The 19,472-nt window shown below is 65.3% G+C and carries 17 protein-coding genes; 12 read left to right on the plus strand and 5 right to left on the minus strand.

The features are described 5' to 3' along the window. Positions 1–6 precede the first annotated feature (6 nt). The 3 genes from treS to BJP05_RS02730 are packed head-to-tail and all read right to left on the minus strand — an operon-like array spanning position 7 to position 4,759. Positions 7–1,716, minus strand: a complete 1,710-nt coding sequence (treS, locus tag BJP05_RS11110) for a maltose alpha-D-glucosyltransferase (RefSeq protein ID WP_070362071.1) — start codon at positions 1,714–1,716, stop codon at positions 7–9. Positions 1,717–1,722: 6 nt separating this feature from the next. Further along, complete coding sequence (locus BJP05_RS11115) at positions 1,723–2,844, minus strand: MalY/PatB family protein (RefSeq protein ID WP_070362072.1); 1,122 nt, start codon at positions 2,842–2,844, stop codon at positions 1,723–1,725. 52 nt (positions 2,845–2,896) lie between these two features. Further along, positions 2,897–4,759, minus strand: coding sequence for an ABC transporter ATP-binding protein (locus BJP05_RS02730; RefSeq protein WP_070362073.1), 1,863 nt, complete (start codon positions 4,757–4,759; stop codon positions 2,897–2,899). A 149-nt stretch (positions 4,760–4,908) separates the two neighbouring features. Between BJP05_RS02730 and BJP05_RS02735 the strand changes: the two genes are divergently transcribed. Beyond that, a complete protein-coding gene (locus tag BJP05_RS02735) occupies positions 4,909–5,379 on the plus strand; it encodes a hypothetical protein (protein WP_240492791.1) in 471 nt (156 codons plus the stop codon). Beyond that, positions 5,379–5,936 (plus strand): isopentenyl-diphosphate Delta-isomerase, encoded by a 558-nt coding sequence (gene idi, locus BJP05_RS02740; RefSeq protein ID WP_070362075.1) that lies wholly within the window; start codon positions 5,379–5,381, stop codon positions 5,934–5,936. The genes BJP05_RS02735 and idi overlap by 1 nt, the downstream gene beginning before the upstream one ends. Position 5,937: 1 nt before the next feature. Here the strand turns inward: idi and BJP05_RS02745 are convergent, their stop codons facing one another. Further along, complete coding sequence (locus tag BJP05_RS02745) at positions 5,938–7,182, minus strand: alpha/beta fold hydrolase (RefSeq protein ID WP_070362076.1); 1,245 nt, start codon at positions 7,180–7,182, stop codon at positions 5,938–5,940. Positions 7,183–7,289: 107 nt separating this feature from the next. On the opposite strand from BJP05_RS02745, the gene BJP05_RS02750 reads away from it, so the two are divergent. The 4 genes from BJP05_RS02750 to BJP05_RS11270 are packed head-to-tail and all read left to right on the plus strand — an operon-like array spanning position 7,290 to position 10,298. Further along, positions 7,290–8,030 carry a class I SAM-dependent methyltransferase gene (locus BJP05_RS02750; protein WP_070362077.1) on the plus strand — a complete coding sequence of 247 codons (741 nt, stop codon included), beginning with the start codon at positions 7,290–7,292 and terminating at the stop codon, positions 8,028–8,030. Between the two features lie 27 nt (positions 8,031–8,057). After that, complete coding sequence (locus tag BJP05_RS02755) at positions 8,058–10,025, plus strand: M3 family metallopeptidase (protein ID WP_070362078.1); 1,968 nt, start codon at positions 8,058–8,060, stop codon at positions 10,023–10,025. Continuing rightward, positions 10,018–10,146: a hypothetical protein gene (locus BJP05_RS11525; protein ID WP_255364707.1), complete on the plus strand. Its 129-nt coding sequence runs from the start codon at positions 10,018–10,020 to the stop codon at positions 10,144–10,146. Before BJP05_RS02755 ends, BJP05_RS11525 begins: the two co-directional genes overlap by 8 nt. An 11-nt stretch (positions 10,147–10,157) precedes the next feature. After that, on the plus strand, positions 10,158–10,298 hold the full coding sequence (locus tag BJP05_RS11270) for a hypothetical protein (RefSeq protein WP_168156168.1): 141 nt from the start codon (positions 10,158–10,160) through the stop codon (positions 10,296–10,298). A 4-nt stretch (positions 10,299–10,302) separates the two neighbouring features. Here BJP05_RS11270 and malQ read toward each other — a convergent pair whose 3' ends face one another. Then, the gene (gene malQ / locus BJP05_RS02760; RefSeq protein WP_205634843.1) at positions 10,303–12,441 is read right to left on the minus strand and encodes a 4-alpha-glucanotransferase; all 2,139 of its coding nucleotides are present in this window, start codon (positions 12,439–12,441) and stop codon (positions 10,303–10,305) included. A gap of 84 nt (positions 12,442–12,525) precedes the next feature. Here malQ and BJP05_RS02765 point away from each other — a divergent pair, with 84 nt between their 5' ends. The 6 genes from BJP05_RS02765 (at position 12,526) to BJP05_RS02790 (ending at position 19,468) form a co-directional block, all read left to right on the plus strand. Next, positions 12,526–14,364, plus strand: coding sequence for a long-chain fatty acid--CoA ligase (locus BJP05_RS02765; RefSeq protein ID WP_070362080.1), 1,839 nt, complete (start codon positions 12,526–12,528; stop codon positions 14,362–14,364). 96 nt (positions 14,365–14,460) lie between these two features. After that, positions 14,461–15,129, plus strand: a complete 669-nt coding sequence (locus tag BJP05_RS02770; RefSeq protein WP_083290858.1) for a hypothetical protein — start codon at positions 14,461–14,463, stop codon at positions 15,127–15,129. A 259-nt stretch (positions 15,130–15,388) separates the two neighbouring features. After that, complete coding sequence (gene hemW, locus BJP05_RS02775) at positions 15,389–16,540, plus strand: radical SAM family heme chaperone HemW (protein ID WP_070362082.1); 1,152 nt, start codon at positions 15,389–15,391, stop codon at positions 16,538–16,540. A 32-nt stretch (positions 16,541–16,572) separates the two neighbouring features. Continuing rightward, positions 16,573–17,589: a heat-inducible transcriptional repressor HrcA gene (gene hrcA / locus BJP05_RS02780; protein WP_070362083.1), complete on the plus strand. Its 1,017-nt coding sequence runs from the start codon at positions 16,573–16,575 to the stop codon at positions 17,587–17,589. A gap of 28 nt (positions 17,590–17,617) precedes the next feature. After that, positions 17,618–18,748: a molecular chaperone DnaJ gene (dnaJ, locus tag BJP05_RS02785; protein WP_070362084.1), complete on the plus strand. Its 1,131-nt coding sequence runs from the start codon at positions 17,618–17,620 to the stop codon at positions 18,746–18,748. Further along, on the plus strand, positions 18,749–19,468 hold the full coding sequence (locus BJP05_RS02790; protein WP_070362085.1) for a 16S rRNA (uracil(1498)-N(3))-methyltransferase: 720 nt from the start codon (positions 18,749–18,751) through the stop codon (positions 19,466–19,468). It abuts the gene before it with no gap. Positions 19,469–19,472: the final 4 nt, after the last annotated feature.

The raw sequence follows: 19,472 nt of genomic DNA on the forward strand, positions 1-19,472 counted from the left end.
CCAATGTTAGGAGATATCGAACCAGAAGAAGCCATGAGGCGCGAGTGTGCTCAGCCACGGCAGCTCACCGATGGCCGGGAACTCCTCACCGCCGGTCAGTTCACGGGGCACCACGCCGTTGTAGTGCGACAGGTCCATCTCGACGGCCTGCGGGCGCGAAGACATGTTGTGCACGCACAGGATTCGCTCGCCCTCATACTCGCGGATAAACGCTAACACCTGCGGGTTTGCGTGATCCACCTCGATGTAGGAGCCTCGGCCGAACGCGCGGTACTGCTTGCGGATCATGATCATCTGGCGCACCCACTGCAGCAGCGAGTTCTCCAGCTTCATCTGGGATTCCACGTTGACAATGTCGTAGCCGTACTGGTCGTTGCGCACCGGCGGCAGGTAGAGCCGCTCCGGATCCGCCTTGGAAAAGCCACCGTTGCGGTCGTTCGACCACTGCATCGGGGTGCGCACACCGTCGCGGTCAGGCAGCCAGATGTTGTCGCCCATCCCGATCTCGTCGCCGTAGTACAAAAACGGCGAACCGGGCAGGGATAGCAGCAGCGCGTGCGCCAGCTGCAGGCGCCCGCGGTGCCCACCCAGCAGCGGGGCAAGGCGCCTGCGGATGCCCACGTTGGCGCGCATCCGCGGCTCGAACGCGTAGTTCTGGTACATGAACTCGCGCTCCTGGTCCGTCACCATCTCGAGCGTGAGCTCGTCGTGGTTGCGTAAGAACATACCCCACTGCGCGGATTCGGGAATCGGCGGCGTCTCGCGCAGGATATCGACGATCGGCTGCGCCAGCTCCTGGCGGATCCCCATGAAGATGCGCGGCATGACCGGGAAGTGGAACGCCATCTGGCACTCGTCACCCTCGCCCTCACCGAAGTAGGCGACGACCTCCTCCGGGAGCTGGTTCGCCTCCGCGAGCAGGAAGCGGCCCGGGTACTCCTCGTCGAACAACGCGCGGACCTTCTTAATGAACTCATGCGTCTCCGGCAGGTTCTCCGAGGAGGTGCCCTCGCGCTCGAAGAGGTACGGGATGGCATCGAGGCGGATGCCGTCCATCCCCAGATCCAGCCAGAAGCGGATGACGTCCAAAATCTCCTGCTGGACCGCCGGGTTGTCGTAGTTCAGGTCAGGCTGGTGGGAGAAGAAGCGGTGCCAGAAGTACTGCTTGCGCACCGGGTCGAACGTCCAGTTGGACTCCTCGGTGTCGATGAAGATGATGCGGGTGCCAGCGTACTTCTCCGGGTCATCCGACCACACGTAGTAGTCCCCGTAGGGGCCGGACGGGTCGCGGCGGGACTCCTGGAACCAGGGGTGCTGGTCGGAGGTGTGGTTGATCGGAAAGTCTGTGATGATGCGGATCCCGCGACGGTGGGCGGCGTCGATAAGGGAGACGAAGTCTTCCACCGTGCCGAACTCCGGCAGCACCTTGCGGAAATCCCGGATGTCGTAGCCGCCGTCCTTCAACGGCGAATCGTAGAACGGTGGGATCCAGAGGCAGTCGACGCCGAGCCACTGCAGGTAGTCCAGCTTGGACTCCAGGCCCTGGAGGGTGCCGGAGCCGGTGCCGTTCGGGTCGAAGAAAGCGCGGACCAGCACCTCGTAAAACACTGCGTCCTTGTACCACTCCGGGTCAGGGCGCTCCCACGGCTCGGCGGCCGGGGTGGGTGTGGAGAAGTCGGTGGCCTGCGGGGTAGGAAGTTTGTCGTTTTCGTTCATGCTTCCTCACAGTAGCTTGATTGCCTCAGCCATGCGCTGGACGGCTTCCTGCAGGATCTCGGGCGAGGTGGCGAAGTTGAGGCGCGCCTTGTGCGCGCCGCCGGGCCCGAAGCTGGTGCCCTCGTTGAGCGCCACGCCCGCGTGTTCCAAGAGCCATTCGGCCGGGGTCTCGGTGGTGAGCTTCGTGCCGGAAAAGTCCACCAACAGCAGGTAGGTCGCCTCCGGGACGGGGAAGGTGATGCCGGGGATCTGCTTCGGCAGCTCCTCGACGAGCCAGTCGCGGTTCGCCCGCAGCTGCTCTACCTGCTGGTCTAGGTACTCGGTGCCCTGCCCGTAGCAGGCCTCCGCAGCCACGATGCCCAGCGTGCCCGTGCCCTCCTTCGTGATGTCGGACAGCGCGTTCCAGGTGGCCACGTCCTCATCGTTGGAGAAGAGTATCTGCGCGCACTTCAGGCCTGCCACGTTCCAGGCCTTCGACGTCGCCGTAATCGTGATGCACACGTCCGGGTTATGCTCGGCGGCGCACACGTGGCTGCCCTCGTAGACGATCGGGGCGTGGATCTCGTCAACGATGACGCGGCCCCCGTAGCGGCGCGCGATGTCGCAGATCGCGTCGAGCTCTTCGCGGCTGAAGATGTAGCCCCACGGGTTCATCGGGTTGGTCACGATAATGGAACCGGCACCGTTGCGAAACGCCTCCTCGACCTCTGCCAGGTCCAGGCCGCCCTCGCTGCCGACGTCCACGCGATTGCGCCCCGCGGTTGAGGCGATCTCGAGGAAGGGGAAGTACGCCGGCACGGGCACGATGACGTCGCCTTCGGTGAAGTGCTCGATGGCCAGCAACACGCCGCGCACCACGTCGGGGACAGTAAAGATGCGTGCAGGGTCCGGGCGCCAGCCGTAGCGCTGGACGTAAAACTCGGAGACGTTCTTTGCCAGGCACTGCGCGCGAGGTGCGGGCGTGTAGCCGAGGCATTCGCGCTCTACGGCGTCGAGCACCGCAGCTTTGACAGGCGGGGCGGTGGGGAAGTCGCTTTCGGCGATAAACAGCGGCAGCACGTGCTCGTCGTGCACGGTCCACTTGCGGGTACGGCGGTCGCGGAGGGTGGAAAGGTCTGGGAACTTCATGTCCCACGACTGTAGTCAGGCCACCCTCACACGCCACAGGCCCGCGAGGTTGCTACTCCTCGTCGCTGTCGTCGGTGTGGAAGCCGAAGGCCTGTAACCTGGCACGATCCGCCGCCGAGGAGGACGCGGTGAGCCGCAGTAGCTCTGAATAAATACCGCCGGAGACCGCAAGCTCCGCAGGGGTGCCAATTTCGTCGATGCGGCCGTCGCGCAGGGTGATAATGGTATCGACCTCCGCGATGGTGGATAGTCGGTGCGCGATCATGATGGTGGTGCGGTCCTCCATCAGCGCGTCGAGTCCTGCCTGCACGGCGCGCTCCGCCTTGGTGTCGAGGGCGGAGGTTGCTTCGTCGAGAATCAAGATCGGCGCGTCCTTCAACATCGCGCGCGCGACCGCGACGCGCTGGCGCTGCCCGCCGGACAGGCGCAGGCCGCGCTCGCCGATGACGGTGTCATAGCCTTCGGTGAACTTCATGATGAAGTCGTGCGCGTTGGCGCGCTTAGCCACCGCGACCACCTCGTCCATCGTCGCGTCTGGCTTGCCGTAGGCGATGTTCTCAAACACCGTGCCCGAGAACAGCGCCGCCTCCTGGAACACCACGCCCGTGGTCGCGCGCAGCTTTTCGACGCCCAGCTCCGCCAGATCCTGCCCGCACACCTTCAGGGTGCCTTCCTGGATGGGGTAGAGGCCCAGCAGCAGGTTCACGATGGTGGACTTGCCACCGCCGGACTCTCCGACCAGGGCGACCTTCTCCCCAGCGTGGGCGCGAAAGCTCATGTCGTGGATGACGGGCTCGCCAGGCTCGTACTCGAAGGTGACCGAGTCGAACTCCACGACGGGTTCCTGGACCGGCAGCGGGCGGTGCTCTTGAACGGTGAGTTCCGGCACGCCTGAGGTTTGGGTCGCCGCAACGAGTTCGCGGTTCGCGGTTGGCTCTACCATCTCGTCCATGACATGGAAGTAGTCGCGGGAACCTGCGACGGCTCGCTGGGCGCTGTCGACGATCCAGCTCAGCATCATGACCGGCTGGCGGGCCATCGTGACTAGCTGAATGAGCATGACCATGTCACCGATACTGAAGTGGCCCTGAATGGTGCGCACGAACAGGATCATGTAGATGCCCATGAAAATCAGCGACATCGCCAGCCCGCGCAGGGCGTCCATGGAGTGCCACCAGCGCGACTGCGGGCGGGTGATGCTCACCGTGTTGTTGTAGTGGTTGCCGAACTTGTCCAGCTCGCGGACCTCCGCCACGTATGACTTGGTCACCTTGACCTGGCCGACGACCTCCGCGAAGCGCCCGTTCGCTTCGTCGATCTGCGCGTTCTTCTCCGCCTCCCACTTCTGCCACCGCTTCGAGGTCAGCGCCGTCAGCCACGTGTAGATGGGGAAGAGCGCCAGCAGCAGCAGGGTCAGCGGCCAGTAATAAAAGGAGGTGATGATGAGGATGGCGATGATCTGGATGATCATCGGCAAGAAGTTGTTGGAGAAAGACTGGATGAACTGTGTCACCGAGGCAATCGAACGATCCAGCCTGGCAATGATGGTGCCGGTGACCTGGGTGTCGAAGTAGCGCTGCGGCAGCGAAAGCAGTTTGGCGAAGTAGCGGGTGGACAGGATCTGCCGGATCCTCGCCGCCATGACGTCGCCGAGGTAGCCGGAGACATTTTTCGCCAGCCCGCTGAGCGAGGTCGCAATAAACAGCGCGAACGCGAGCCACAGCACGGTGCGCACTGGGTCGGCGGGCGCGTTGTCGGAGTTATTGATGGCGTCGACAATTGTGTCGGTTGCCTCGCGGACGATAAATGGCGAAATGAGCCCGAGGCCTGCCACAACCGTCGAGATCACAACGATGGCGAGGTAGAACGGCCACAGGGCGGAAGCGCTTTGTAAAACACGGGTGAGAGATTGCATAGGTGGCCCAGCGTAGCGCGGCCGGGTGAAACTCGTACAATAGTGACCAATTGTTTTCGCTTGAACCATATGAAAGGGCACCGATGCGCCACCACACACTGTCAGCTGCGGTCTTGCTGCTCGTTACTACTCTCACGCTGGGCGGGTGCGTGTCTGAGGATGACACCGCAACATCCACTGACATCGAGGTGACGACGCCCACTGGCGCCCCACAGCCGGAGTTCCACCAAGAGCAGGTGGACCCGGTGACCTCCACGGAGATCACCGGCGAGCGCGTCGATGACCCGAAGATGGAGCTGTCCTACAAGTGGCAGGGCAGCAGCTACGGCACCGGCGCCGGCAGCATTATCGTCGTGGCAGTGACGAACAAGAGCGACGTGCCAATGCCCGTTGACGTGCTCAAGCCGAAGCTGCGCTACAACACCGGCAACAACAAGTTTGTCGACGCCAACCCGATCAGCGCCGAGCAGGCAGGGGTAGACATCCTCGGCGTGGACCGCCCGCTGGGTCCGGGGGCAACCACGAACGCGAAGTATGCCTTCGACGTGACCCCGGATGGCCTGTGGGATGCGGAGTTTACGATCGGCAACGTGAAGTTCAAGGGGAACCTGAATAACTAATGCGCGAAGAAGTAATCCTGCTCAGTGAGGACGGCGCGCCGATCGGCTCCGCGGACAAGGCCGCAGTTCACACCGGGGACACCCCGCTGCACCTGGCGTTTTCCTGCTGGCTGTTCAACGAGGACGGCCAGCTGCTGCTCACCCGGCGCGCGTTGGGGAAGAAGACGTGGCCCGGTGTGTGGACCAACTCCTTCTGCGGCCACCCCGGCCCCGGAGAGGACGTGCCGGCGGCGATCCTGCGCCGCTCGGTCGAGGAACTGCGCTTGCCGGAGGGGGCTGTGCTGGACGTGACGCCGGTGCTGCCGGAGTTCCGCTACCGTGCGGTGGATTCCTCCGGCATCGTTGAGTACGAAGTCTGCCCGGTGTACTCCGCGCGCCTGGCGCCGGGCCACGAGGCTGTGGACCCGAACCCGGACGAGGTGGACTCGTTGCACTGGGCGGACCCCGCCGACGTTGTTCGCGCGGCGGACGCGACCCCGTTCGCGTTTTCGCCGTGGCTGGTCGAAGAGCTGGCGGATAAGCGGCTGCGTGCTGTGCTGGAGCGCGCCGGGCGCTAGCCTACTGGTTGAACGCCTCCCGAACGCTGCGCAGCGGATCCTCCACGACCGTCGTCGTGTCGGCGTTGAGCGAGGCGCGCAGGACGTTTCGGCCCGGGCGGTAGGTGGGCCAGTCGGCCTGCCCGCTGCAGATGTAGCCGTAGATGAGCTGGCCGATGTAGGTCGTGGGCTCCCCGAAGAGTGCCTCGAGCTCGTAGCTGTGGCCGAGCGGGGTGTCCGCGCAGAACTCGATCTGGCGGATGTCGGCGGGGCCGTGCTCGCAGGCGTCGTCGACCCAGCGGCGGACCAGCGCGTCCGAGAAGAACCTGCCCGCGAGTTTGCCGGGGTCCGTGGTTCGTGCGGCCTCGATGTAGTTGCGCCGGGCTGCCGCGCTTTTGGCGCCGAAGAATCGGCCGAAGCAGCGGATGAACGTGGCGCCAAAGGCGTTGAAGCCCTCGCCGGACTGGTGGAACTCCTCGCGGGTGGAGGTGACCACGATTGGTACCTCGGCGAGCTCCGCAGGCTCGAAGGGTGCCGGGCCAAGCGCGATGTCGTGGAAGTACTGGGTGCGGAAGCGCTGGTAGGCGCGCTCGATGGCGTCCGGGCGGCGCTCGGCCAACCAGTTGAGGTCGAGGCGCGTCAGCGGCGTGCCGAGCGCCCCGCGCGCCGCCCACTTGCGCTGCGCAAAGGGCACGCGCGGAAACGCGGGGGACAGCGCCAGCACGCGCCGGAACGCTCCCTGGTAGTGGTCGCGGCGCGCCAACCAGAGCGCCAGCGCCGCCCCCGCCGAGTGCCCGACCAGCGTGACGTTGGTTGGGTCGCCGCCGAAGTGCTCGATGTTGCGCAGCACCCACCGCAGCGCCTCCTGGCAGTCCTCCACCGCGCGGAACGACGTGTCATTGGTGAAGGGGAGCAGTCCAGGGAATTTTCGACGGTACCCCACCCGCACCTGCACGACGCCTTGCTTCGCGAACGCCTCCGGCTGGGAGGTGGTCTCGCAGTGGTTGCCCTCCTCGAAGCGGCCGCCGTGCAGGTAGACCATCACCGGGTAGTCATCCAGGGCCCGCGCTGTTGCCGGGGTGGTGATGCTCAGCCCGATGGTGTCTGGGTGCGGCGTGGTGGCGTCGATGAGATGGCCCTCGGGGGCGGGACGTGGGGGATCGAAGGGGACGTCGATACGCGAGTAGGGGATGGAGTAGAACTCGCGGGTGGCTGTGGTGGCGGTGCCGGTGATCGCGCCGGCGGGGCAGGTGATGGTGACGTCCATGACAGGCCAGTGTAAACGCTCCCGCCAAGTTCCTCGACGAGCTGCCGAAGGTGACTTATGCTAGTGAGTGATTATTGTCTTTCTTCTGTAGGAATGAGTTGTCCCAAATGACAGATACCCAAGCACGCATCACCGAGTACTGGGCAGGCCGGGCTGAGGCATACCACCGCGAACACAGGACAGCAGAGCGCGCCAAGGCAGACCGCGCAGCGTGGACTGACATCTTCAAGCGCTACATGCCGCAGGACGCGGTTCGCGTGTTGGACATGGGCACGGGTGACGGCTACATTGCCCACATCATTGCGGAGCTCGGCTACGCGGTTGTTGGCGTGGATGCGTGCGAGCCGATGCTCGACGAGGCCCGCGACGAAGCGGAGCTTCGCCAGGAAGAAGGCATTAATACCCCACTGTTCGCCGAAGTCGACGTGACGGACCTGCCTCCGTCCTTCTTCGACTTCGACGTCGTTGTGAGCCGCTACCTGCTGTGGACGCTGCGCGAGCCGACGGAAGCGATCCGTGGCTGGGCCGAGGCGCTGAAGCCTGGCGGTCTGATCATCGCCGCGGACGCGACCTGGTTCCCGAACGGGATCTCGAAGGACACGCAGGTCATCTCCGATAACGGTCCGGACTCCTTCGTGCTGACCTACACCGACGACGTACTCGAGGAGCTGCCACTCGCGACGGCCGACTCCCCGGAGGCATACGCAGAGGTCTTCCGCGCCGCTGGCCTGGAGGACGTCGAGGTTGTTGAGCTGCCGGAGATTACCAAGATCGACGAGGAGTTCGGCGCGCCGCAGGGACATGAGTCGCGCCCGACCTTCCTGGTGATTGGCCGCAAGCCAGCCTAACTCACACCCCAAGTAGGATGGGGTGCCATGACTGACAATCCGTTGTTGCACCCGTCCGAACTGCCTTACGGGCTGCCTGATTTCCAGGCGATCCGCCTTGAACACGTACTGCCCGCTTTCGAGCGGGCGCTCGTGCTGCATGAAGAAGAAATTGCCCGCATTTGCGCCGAGGACACCCCGACGTGGGAGAACACCGTCGAGGCGCTGGAGCGCGCGGGCAGCGACTTAGAGCGAGTCTTGGCATGGTTTTTCAACCTGCAGGGCACCGACGGTTCGCCTGAGTTTGACCAGGTCGCGGACGCGATCGTGCCGCGCCTGTCCGCGCATACGGACGCGATCTACCAGAACCAAGAACTTTATGGCCGCCTGCGTGCAGTGGAGGCCCCGGCGGACGAGGAGTCGCGCCGCCTCTACGACCTGCTGCTGCGCCGGTTCACCCGCCGTGGCGCGGAGCTCGACGAGGCAGGCAAACAGCGCCTGCGCGAGCTGAATCAGCGCCTCTCGGAGCTTTCCGAGCAGTTCGGCCGCAACCTACTCGCGGACACGACGAAGCTCGCGGTGCGCATGACCCGTGAGGAGCTCGCGGGCTTGAGCGAGGAGGAGCTCGCAGCCTACCGCGACGCCGATGACCCCGGTGTTTACGTCGTGCCGATCGAGCTGCCGACGACCCAGTCGCTGCAGGCCGAGCTCGAGTCCAGCAGCGCGCGCCACAAGCTGTTCGACGCCTCCCGCCAGCGCGGCCGTGACACCAACAGTGCGCTCGTGGTCGAGTCGGTGCGGCTGCGCCAGGAGCGCGCGAAGCTGCTCGGCTTCGACACGCACGCCGATTACGTCATCGCGGAGGAAACCGCGGGCAGCGCTGCCGCGGCCCGCAAGCTCATCAGTGACCTCGCGCCCGCGGCCGCGTCGAACGCCGCCGCGGAACGCAAGCTCGCAGGTGAGCTGGCCGGGATGGAACTGGACGGCGCTGACTGGCCGTACTGGGAAGCGCGCCGCAGGGAGGAGGCCTTCGCGGTGAACGACGCCGAGCTGCGCAAGTACTTCCCGCTGCAGCAGGTGCTGCGCGACGGCGTCTTCTACGCTGCGAACCTGCTCTACGGCATCACGGTTACTCAGCGCGAGGACCTGCACGGCTACCGCGACGACGTACACGTGTGGGAGGTCAAGGAGGAAGACGGCACCGGCATTGGCCTGCTGCTGACGGATTACGGGGCGCGGCCGTCGAAACGCGGGGGAGCCTGGATGAGCTCCTTCGTGGACCAGTCGACGCTGACCGGCACGAAGCCCGTCGTGGTGAACGTGATGTCGCTGACCTCCGACCTGCTGACGATCGACGAGGTTACGACCGTGTTCCACGAGTTCGGCCACGCGTTGCACGGACTGCTGTCCAACGTGCGCTACCCGACGCTCTCCGGCACCAACGTGCCGCGCGACTGGGTGGAGTTCCCCTCCCAGATCAACGAGAACTACGCGTTCGCGCCGGAGATCATCCGTAACTACGCGCGCCACGTGGACACCGGCGAGGTCATCCCGGATGCGCTGCTGGAGGCCGTGCGCCAGTCCCGGACGTTCGGGCAGGGCTTCGCCACCGCGGAGTACCTGGCGGCCTGCGCGATTGACCTGGCGTGGCACTCGCTCGACGGCGAGGTGCCCGAGGACATTGACGCCTTCGAGCAGCGGGCACTCGAGAAGGTTGGCCTGGACGTCGAAGGCCTCGAGCCGCGCTACCGCTCCACGTGGTTTAACCACATCTTCGCGGGCGGCTACTCAGCGGGCTACTACTCCTACCTGTGGGCGGAGGCGTTGGACGCCGACGGCTACCAGTTCATCGAGGAATCCGGTATCAACCGGGACAGCGGCCAGCGGTTCCGGGACACGGTGCTCTCGGTTGGTGCCGCGCGCGACTACGCCGAGGCCTACCGCGCCTTCCGCGGCCGCGACAAGGACACCCGCGCTCTGCTGGTCCGCCGCGGGCTCGAGGGCAGCGATGTTTGATCTGTCGCCATGGCTGCAGACGCCACTGATCCTGCTGGTGGCGCTGCCGCTCGCGGGGGTGGCCTCGTGGGCGATGCTGCGTTTGAGTGACTGGATCGCGTACAAAATTTCGAAGAAGTAAGGTGGTCAACTATGGCCAACCCTGAAGAACTCCGCAAGCGCGATCAGCAGCTTCCGAAGCAGAAACGCAAATACCCACAGTCCCGTGTCACACAGGCACTGTGGGTGATGATTGCGCTGGTCATCGTCGCGGCCCTGGCCGGGCTGCTCTAGCGCGCTAGCGTTTCGACGCCTCCGCGACCCGACCGAACAGCTCGATACTCGGCAGGTCCTCGATGAGGACCGCCTTGCCGTTGTTGTCCGTCAGCGGGATGCACCAGTTGGAGTACTGCTCCGCGTTGGTGCCCGGCTGGTTCTGGATGCGGGTATCGCCGACCATGTCCACCAGGTTCGTCACCGTCATCGCCGATGGGGTGGCGGCGATGAAGCGGGTAAGGCCGACGAGCAGGTCCTCCACGTCGACGTCGCGGGCGAACTCCTCGGCGCTCAGCTGCGTGAACTCGGTGTGCTCAAGGGAAGTGCCGTGGAAGTGGCCGTCCTCGCGCACGCGGTCAAGCACGCGGGCCTGCCACTGGTGGTCCTGCTCGTTGAGCTCCTCGAGCGGCTCCTCGATCAGGCCGAGCTCGTCGCGCAGGATGTTGTGCGCGAACCGCAGGTAGCCAGCGGTCGGCGGCAGGTCATGCGTGCCGACGGCCGACAACGCCAAGCGGCGGTAATCCCAGGTGTGGAGCGGGGAGCCGTCGTCGTACGACTCGAACCACAGCACCGTCGTGCCAAGGATGCCCTTGTCCTGCAGGACGTCCTGGACCCACGGCTCAAACGTGCCCAGGTCTTCGCCCACCACCACGGCGTTCGCACGCTGCGCCTCGAGCACCAGGGTGCCCACCATGGCCTCGTGGTCGTAATTCATGTAGGTGCCGAACATCGGGGAGACGTTTCGTGGCATCCAGAACAGGCGGAAGAGACCAAGGATGTGGTCGACGCGGATACCGCCGGAGTGGCGCAGCACGGTGCGCAGCAGCTCACGCCACGGCTCGTAGCCGGCCTCGGCGAGCGCCTGCGGGTGCCATGGCGGCTGCGACCAGTCCTGGCCCTGCTGGGAGTACTGGTCCGGCGGGGCACCGACGGACGCCTCGGGGACGAGCACGTTGGCAAGCGTGTTGGCGTCGGCACCATCGGGGTGGATCCCCACCGCGAGGTCGGTCATGATGCCGACCTTCATGCCCGCTGCCAGCGCCTTGTCCTGGGCGCGGCGGCGCTGCTCGTCGGTGATGAACTGCAGCCACATGTAGAAGCGTGTGAGTTCCTCGAGTTCCTCGTCGAGCTCGTGGCGCGACGGCGCGGTCTCCATTGCCTCCACTGCGCACCAGCGGGCGAACTCCTCGAGGCCTTCGCCCTCGTCGAGGCAGAAGAGCTCGAAGTCGTGGGTGCGGCGCTCGTCGGCGCAGGCGATGAAGAACAGCTCGCGAAGTACGGCGAGCTTCGTCTCGAAGATTTCGTTGCGACGCAGCGGCTCCGCACTGCGGTTGAGCGCCTTCAGCGGAGCGACCATGCGCTCAATCTGGGCCTTCGCGTCCTTGTCCAGCTTGTAGTACTCATCAACCGCCTCGACAGAGATGTAGATCGGGTTGACGAAGCGGCGCGACGTCGGCAGGTACGGCGAGTCCTCCACCGGCGGGATTGGCTGTGCCGCGTGCACCGGATTGATCAGCAGGTAATCAGCGCCCTGCTCAGCCAGCAGCACCGCGAGCGTGCCGAGATCCTCGAAGTCGCCGATGCCCCAGGACTGCTCGGAACGCACCGAGTACAGCTGCGCCATCACACCGAAGACCGGGTTATCGATGTAGCGCTGGTTGCTCTCCAGACGCGCCGGGACCACCAGCAGCGGGCAGGAGTCCTTGAAGTTATCGGACTCCAGGTGCAGCGTGTGGTAGCCCGGGGGCAGGTTGCCCGGCACGTGGAAGGTGGCCTCGCCCCAGACCACGCCGGCGACGTCGGCAGTTGGTGGCGCCCAGTTTTCGTCCTGGTAGGTCTCGCGCGGGGTGCCGTCCTCAAGCTGGATCCAGGTGTGGGCCGGGTGTCCGTCGTGCACGTGGACGTTGAAGTGGCGCTCCTGCCCGGCCGTGGCCACAACGCAGGGCGGCAGCGGGCGGGTTGCCCAGTACTGGTGCCTGGCGTGAATCAGGTGGTGCAACTCCTCGTCGGAGGGGGCGTCGCTAATGTTGACGCCCAGGGCCTGCAGCAGGGAGATGAATGATTCCGGCGGCGGGGTGGTCATCGCACCGTTGGAAGCGCGGTAGCTCGTGCCGAACCCGTACGCGGAAGCTAATGAATGGAGCAGTTCTACGTTGGTCACATCAACCCATTGTGCCAAAGAACTGATGTTTTGCAGAGTGGAGCTCACGCAAAAGGTAGTTTCTGTCAGGTAACCTTGCCAACCATGGCTTCAGAAACGTACACAACTCCGCTCGGATTCAAGCTGAGTCCCACTGACACTTGCCTGTCGGCGCTCGTGGATATCTGCACGAAAAAGCCTCACATCGTGCTGTTTTCCCGCCCACGTAATTACGACTGGGTCAATGTGACCGCGGGGGAGTTCCTCGAAGAGGTCTACGAAACGGCCAAGGGGCTCATCGCAAACGGCGTCGAGCCGGGCGACCGCATCGCGGTGCTTTCCTCCACCCGTTATGAGTGGTCCCTCGTTGACTTCGCCATCTGGGCAGCCGGGGCGGTCAGCGTCCCGATCTACCCGTCGAGCTCCATGCACCAGATCCAGTGGATCCTCGAGGACTCCGGCGCCGAGATCGCCTTCACCGAGTCGCGCGACCACACCCAGCTGATGAGCGCCTTCCTCCTCCAGGAAGACGGCAAGCCGCGCCTGAAGGACTCGAGCTCGAAGCTGCGCAAGATCTACGAATTCAACGCCGCCGGGGTCGAAACCGTCAAGTTCGAGGGCAGGGATGTCGAGCAGTCGCTTGTCGACGCCCGCTCCGCCTCCCTCACCCACGACGACCTCGGGTCCATCGTGTACACCTCCGGCACCACCGGCCGCCCGAAGGGCGTGGCCTTAACCCACGGCAACTGGGCACACCAGACCTGGGCGCTGATCAAGAACGACATCGGTGAGGTGGCCCGCCCCGGCAAGCGCGTCGTTACTTTCTTGCCGCTGGCGCACGTGCTGCAGCGCGCAGTCAGCCTCGCACTGACGATGGCGGGCGCCACCCAGTCCCACTGGGCCGATACCCACACCCTGACCGTGGAGCTGCAGCGCGCCCAGCCGAACATGGTGCTCGGCGTGCCGCGCGTCTTCGAGAAGGTCCGCAATGCGGCCTATAACAAGGCCGCGGACGGCTCCGCCATCGGCAAGGCTGCGTTCCTTGAGGCGGAGAAGACCGCCATCGAGTACTCCAAGGCCATGGACACCCCCGAGGGGCCGAGCCGGATACTCAAGGCGAAGCGCCGCGTCTTCGAGCGCGTCGTCTACTCCAAGATTAAGGAGGCCATCGGCGGCTCCGTGAAGTACGGCATCACCGGCGGCTCCGCCATGAGCGCCGACTTGCTGCACTTCTTCCGCGGCATCGGCATCCCAATCTACGAGGGCTACGGGCTCACCGAAACCTGCGCCGCATCCTGCGTCAATAACAAGAACGCCAACAAGATTGGCACCGTCGGGCGCCCGGTCAACGGCTACCAAGTCCGCACCAACGACGACGGCGAAATCGAGTTCAAGGGCCCCGGCGTCTTCGACCGCTACTGGAACAACAAAGCCGCCACCGAAGAAGCCTTCACCGAAGGCTGGTTCAACACCGGTGACCTCGGCGAGGTTGACGACGAAGGCTACGTGCGCATCACCGGCCGCAAGAAAGACCTCATCGTCACCGCCGGCGGCAAGAACATCTCACCGGGGCCGATGGAGGACATCATCCGCCAGGACCCGCTGATCTCCAACGCGCTCGTCGTCGGCGACGGCAAGCCGTTCGTCGGCGTACTGGTGACCCTCGACGAGGAAGAGCTGCAGCGCTGGAAGTCCACCCACAACATCCCGGAGAACCGCAAACTCAGCGAGCTCGCCGGCGACCCCGTCCTGCGCGCCGAGGTGCAAGACGCCATCAACGTTGCCAACGGGACCGTCTCGCACGCCGAGGCGATCAAGAAGTTCCGCATCCTCGACCGCGACCTGAGCGAGCAGGCAAACGAGATGACGCCAACCCTCAAGGTGAAGCGCAATGTGGTGTTCGAGCGTTTCCGCGAGGACATCGACAAGCTCTACGAGCGCTAGGCCCCCGGCGCGCCTCAACCCGTGGGGCGCGCCCATGGCTTAACATTTCCATCGACTTTTGATCCGTACTTCCTGTGAGCCAGAAGGGGGCTATTCGTGCATAAAACTGCAGCGATGCTACGCCACCGTGAGCTGACACAGGAGATTTACAACATCGGCGACGAAGTTGCTGAATACACGGAGCACCTCGCCGAAGCAGTCGCAGACTACGACGGCGAACTTACCGACGACTGCCTCGCTGAATTCGTCGAAATCGTCGACGATGCCCGCAACGACGCCCGCCGCATCGTCGGCGAACTCATCGGGCTTCGCCAGGCGCTGACCACCGGGATGCGCGCCGGGGTGCTCTCCGCCTCCTACCGGCCGGAGGAAAAGATCCCCGAGCCCGAACTTCTTGACGCCGCCGGCCTCGAAGACCTCTTCCCACTCCAAGCGCCGTTCTCCGTGCAGACCATGCAGGATGCGCTTGCCGGCCGCACCGACCTGACCGTGCAGCACCTCGGCGAGATCGTGCAGTACACGCTCGAGCAGACCGAGATGGTCGCAAGGGAACTGGGTGCCGTGAGCCTGCCGCACCTGTATGCGCGGGTCGGCGAGCTGGTCGAGGCCGCCGTCGACGGCTGGATGGAAACCGTCTGCATCGACCACCCCGCGTTCGTGCGCACGATGCGCGGTGTCGCCCCGCCACAGTTTCTCGAGGAGCGCGCCCGGGTGGACGCCATAGTGGCGAAGGTGGCCGCGAAGCGCCGCCGCCGCGGGGCGTAGGTCTGTGGCACGAGGGGGTGCGCACCAAATTCCTTCATTTGAGGGCGGGGGTTTGCGTCTGCCCAGTTCGCTGATGGTTTGTGAGGGAATTTGGTGCTTGTCCTCATGTAGCAGTGCCAAAGGACGCACTTCTTGTTGGGGGAGGAGGCAAAAGCCCAGGTCGTGAAAAAGGGGTTGCGTCTTTTGGCACTGGCCGGCCAGGGAGCACGCCTCGAATGCAATTCGCAAACTCGGCCCCGGTCTGCTGCAATTGCGAGGTATGAACACAGCGCAGCAATCACAGCCCGACTTTGGCGTCTATATCCACGTGCCGTTTTGCGCGACACGGTGTGGGTACTGTGACTTCAATACCTATACGCCGACGGAGGTGGAGAGCTCCCACGCGGAGTACCTAGAGTCGCTGGAAAAGGAGCTGCAGCTGGCGGCACACCAGCCGGGCGTGGCTGAGGCGAGCACAGTGTTTATCGGGGGTGGGACCCCCTCGCTGTTGGGGGCGGATGGACTGGGCAGGGTGTTGTCGATGGTGCGGGACACCTTCGGCATCCGGGCGGGGGCGGAGGTGACGACGGAGTCGAACCCGGAGTCGACGGATCCGGCGTACTTCGCGGGGCTGCTGGAGCACGGCTTTACGAGGGTGTCGTTGGGGATGCAGTCGGCGTCGGCGTCGGTGCTCAAGGTGTTGGACCGGAAGCACACGCCGGGCAGGGCGGTCGCGGCGGCCAAGGAGGCCCTCGACGCCGGCTTCGAGCACGTGAACCTGGACATGATCTACGGCACGCCGACGGAAACGGACGACGACGTACGCCGCACCCTCGACGCCATCCTGTCGACGGGCGTCGACCATGTGAGTGCTTATTCGCTGATCGTGGAGGATGGCACCGCCATGGCGCGCAAGATCCGCCGCGGTGAGCTGCCCGAGCCGCAGGAGGACGTGTACGCGGACCGCTACGAGATGATCGCTGAGACCTTGGAGGCGGCCGGGTTCGGCTGGTACGAGGTGTCCAACTGGGCGCGGCCAGGTGGGGAGTGCCAGCACAACCTGTTGTACTGGCGTGGCGCGCACTGGTGGGGCGCGGGCCCGGGGGCGCACTCGTTTATTGGGGACCGCCGGTTCTGGAACGTGAAGCGGCCGGAGCGCTACAACCAGTTGCTCGCCGACAGCACGCTGCCGATTGACGGCGGGGAGACGCTCACGCCGCAGGAGCGGCACGAGGAGCAGGTGATGCTGGGGTTGCGTCTGAAGGAGGGTGTGCCTCGGGGGATGATTGGTTCGGGGGCGGAGGGGGTCGTCGAGAAGTATGTGGCGGCGGGCCTGTTGACTGCGGGTGAGAGCGTGGCCGTGACTGATGCGGGGCGCTTGCTGGCAGACGGGATTGTGACGGACATTTTGGCTGCCGAGGAGGCAGAGTAGTATGAGTTAGCAGTCGACGAAGGAGAGTGCTAATGAGTGCAGCGAATGATCGCAGACAGCGGGTGCTGCGCGCAATCGTCGCCGACTATATTGCGCGGCAGGAACCCGTCGGATCGAAGATGCTGGTGGAGCGCCACGGGCTGAAGGTCAGCTCGGCGACCATCCGCAACGACATGAGCGTGCTGGAGCGCGAGGGCTACATCACGCAGACGCACGCGTCCTCGGGGCGCATCCCGACGGAGGCCGGGTACCGCGCGTTTGTCGACGCCCTCCACGACGTCAAACCGCTGTCCACAGCGGAGCGCCACGCCATTTTGGACTTCCTTGAGCACGGCGTGGACATGGAGGACGTGCTGCGCCGCAGCGTGCAGCTGCTGGCCCAGCTGACGAACCAGGCGGCGGTGGTGCAGCTGCCGACGCTGAACGTGTCTCGCGTGAAGCACTGCGAGGTGGTGGCGCTGGCTCCAACGCGACTGCTGCTGGTGCTGATCACGGACACCGGGCGCGTGGACCAGCGCAACGTGGAGCTCGCCGCGCCGCTGGGCACCGACGGGGTGTTCCTGCTGCGGGACCTGCTCAATACGGTGCTGGTGGGCAAGACGATGCGCGATGCCTCCGCCGCGCTGAAGATGCTGCACGCGCAGGCGCCGCCGGTTATCGCGGATGCGGTGGAGCGGGCGACGGCGGTGCTCATCGAGACGCTGGTGGAGACCACAACCGACCGGCTGCTCATCGCGGGCGCCGGGAACTTGAGCGTGAACCGGATGGTGGATCTGCACAGCGTGATTGAGGCGCTGGAGCAGCAGGTGATCGTGCTGAAGCTGTTGGCGAACGCGCAGCAGCTGGAGCACGTCTCGGTCAGTATTGGCAATGAGAATGAGGAAAAGGAATTTTCTCAGGCCTCCATTGTTAGTACTGCATATGGAGCTGGCGACGAGGCGCTCGGCGGCCTTGGGGTGGTCGGTCCGACACATATGGACTATCCGGGTACCATGCAAAAGGTTGCCACCGTGGCTCAGTACATCAGTCGCATTTTGCGGGGCGAATAACTTCGAAGTGTTGAAAGGGAACTAACTAGTGGCTCGTGATTATTACGGCATCCTCGGCGTTGACCGAGAGGCGACCGAGCAGGAAATTAAGAGGGCGTACCGGAAGCTCGCCCGCAAGTACCACCCGGATGTGAACCCGTCTGATGAGGCGGCTGAGAAGTTCGCCGAGATCTCGCTGGCGCAGGAGGTGCTGCTGGACCCGGCGAAGCGCAGCATCGTGGACCGCGGCGGCGACCCGATGGAGCAGGGCGGCATGGGCGGCGCCGGTGGCGGCGGCTTCGGGGGCTTCGGCGACATTTTCGATGCCTTCTTCGGCGGAGGCGGGCGCAGCCACGAGCCTCGCTCGCGCGTTCAGCCGGGCAATGACGCCCTGCTTCGCACCCAGATCACGCTGGAGGACGCCTACGCGGGCGTGACGAAGGAGGTGACCGTCGATACAGCAGTGCTGTGCCAGAAGTGCCACGGTACCGGCTCCGAGTCTGAGGCGAAGCCCGTGCAGTGTGACTACTGCGCGGGCCAGGGCGTGGTGCAGGAAGTGCAGCAGTCCTTCCTGGGCAACGTGATGACCACGCACGACTGCCCGAAGTGCCACGGCTACGGCGAAGTGATCCAGGATCCGTGCCGCCAGTGCGCCGGCGACGGTCGGGTGCGCGCCACCCGCGACCTGAAGGTGAAGATCCCGGCGGGTATCGCCAACGGGATGCGCATCCGCATGGCGGGGCAGGGCGAGGTCGGCCACGGTGGCGGTCCCGCCGGTGACCTCTACGTGGAGGTGCAGACCGCGCCGCACTCGACGTTCGTGCGCGACGGCAACGACTTGCACCTGCGCCTGAACGTGCCGATGTACGACGCCGCGCTGGGCACCAGCATCGACGTCGAAAACCTTGCCGGTGACACGACCACCATCGAGATCCCGGCCGGCACCCAGCCCGGCGACGAGGTCCGCCTCGAGGGCGAGGGCATGCCACGCCTGCGCGCCGAGGGCCACGGCGACATGATCGCCCACATCCAGGTCGTCGTGCCGACGCACCTCAGTGGCGAGGAGCGCCGCAGCCTCGAGCAGCTTCGCGACGCCCGCGGCGACGCCACCGGCGTCCACCACGACGACGAGCGCGACGAAGGCTTCTTCTCCCGCATGCGCGACAGGTTCCGCCGCTAAATGAGCGTTCCGTACTTCCTCACCCCGAACCCCGCCAGCGGCACCCTCGACGGCGACGAGGCGAAGCACGCCTTCGTCAAACGCATCGAGCCCGGCGAGCGCATCGCGCTGACCGACGGCGCCGGCACCGTCGCGGACGTCATTGTCCGTCACAGCGACAAGCAGCAGCTGCGCGGCGACGTCACTGAGGTACGCACCGTGCCCGCGCCCGAGCAGCGCGTCACCCTGGTGCAGGCAGTGCCGAAGTCGGAACGCGCGGAGCTCGCCGTCGATCTCGCCGTGCAAGGAGGTGTCGACGCCATCGTCCCCTGGATCTCGCACCGCACCATCGCGCGCTGGCCCGCCGCCAAGCAGGCCAAGCAGGTGGAGAAGTGGCAGCACCAGGCGATCGCGTCCGCGAAGCAGGCGCGCCGGGCCTGGGTGCCGCAGGTCGCAGATCCGGTGACCACGAACCAGCTGAAGGACCTGCTTGCCGAGGTGGGCGAAGGGGGCGTCGAAAAGCAGGCGTTGGTGCTTCACGAAGACGCGGCCGTGCCGCTGACCACCGTCGAGTTCGGACGGGACATCTGGCTCATCGTGGGGCCTGAGGGAGGCATCGGCGAGGATGAGCTCGAGCTCATCGGCGCCCGCGCTGTCACCCTCGGGCCGGAAGTGTTGCGCACCGCCAGCGCCGGTTTTGCTGCACTATGCGCAATCGGCGCGCTAACGACGCGCTGGTAGGGTT

Origin of the sequence: Corynebacterium sp. NML98-0116, assembly GCF_001767255.1 — a bacterium.
GTDB classification, from domain to species: domain Bacteria; phylum Actinomycetota; class Actinomycetes; order Mycobacteriales; family Mycobacteriaceae; genus Corynebacterium; species Corynebacterium pseudogenitalium.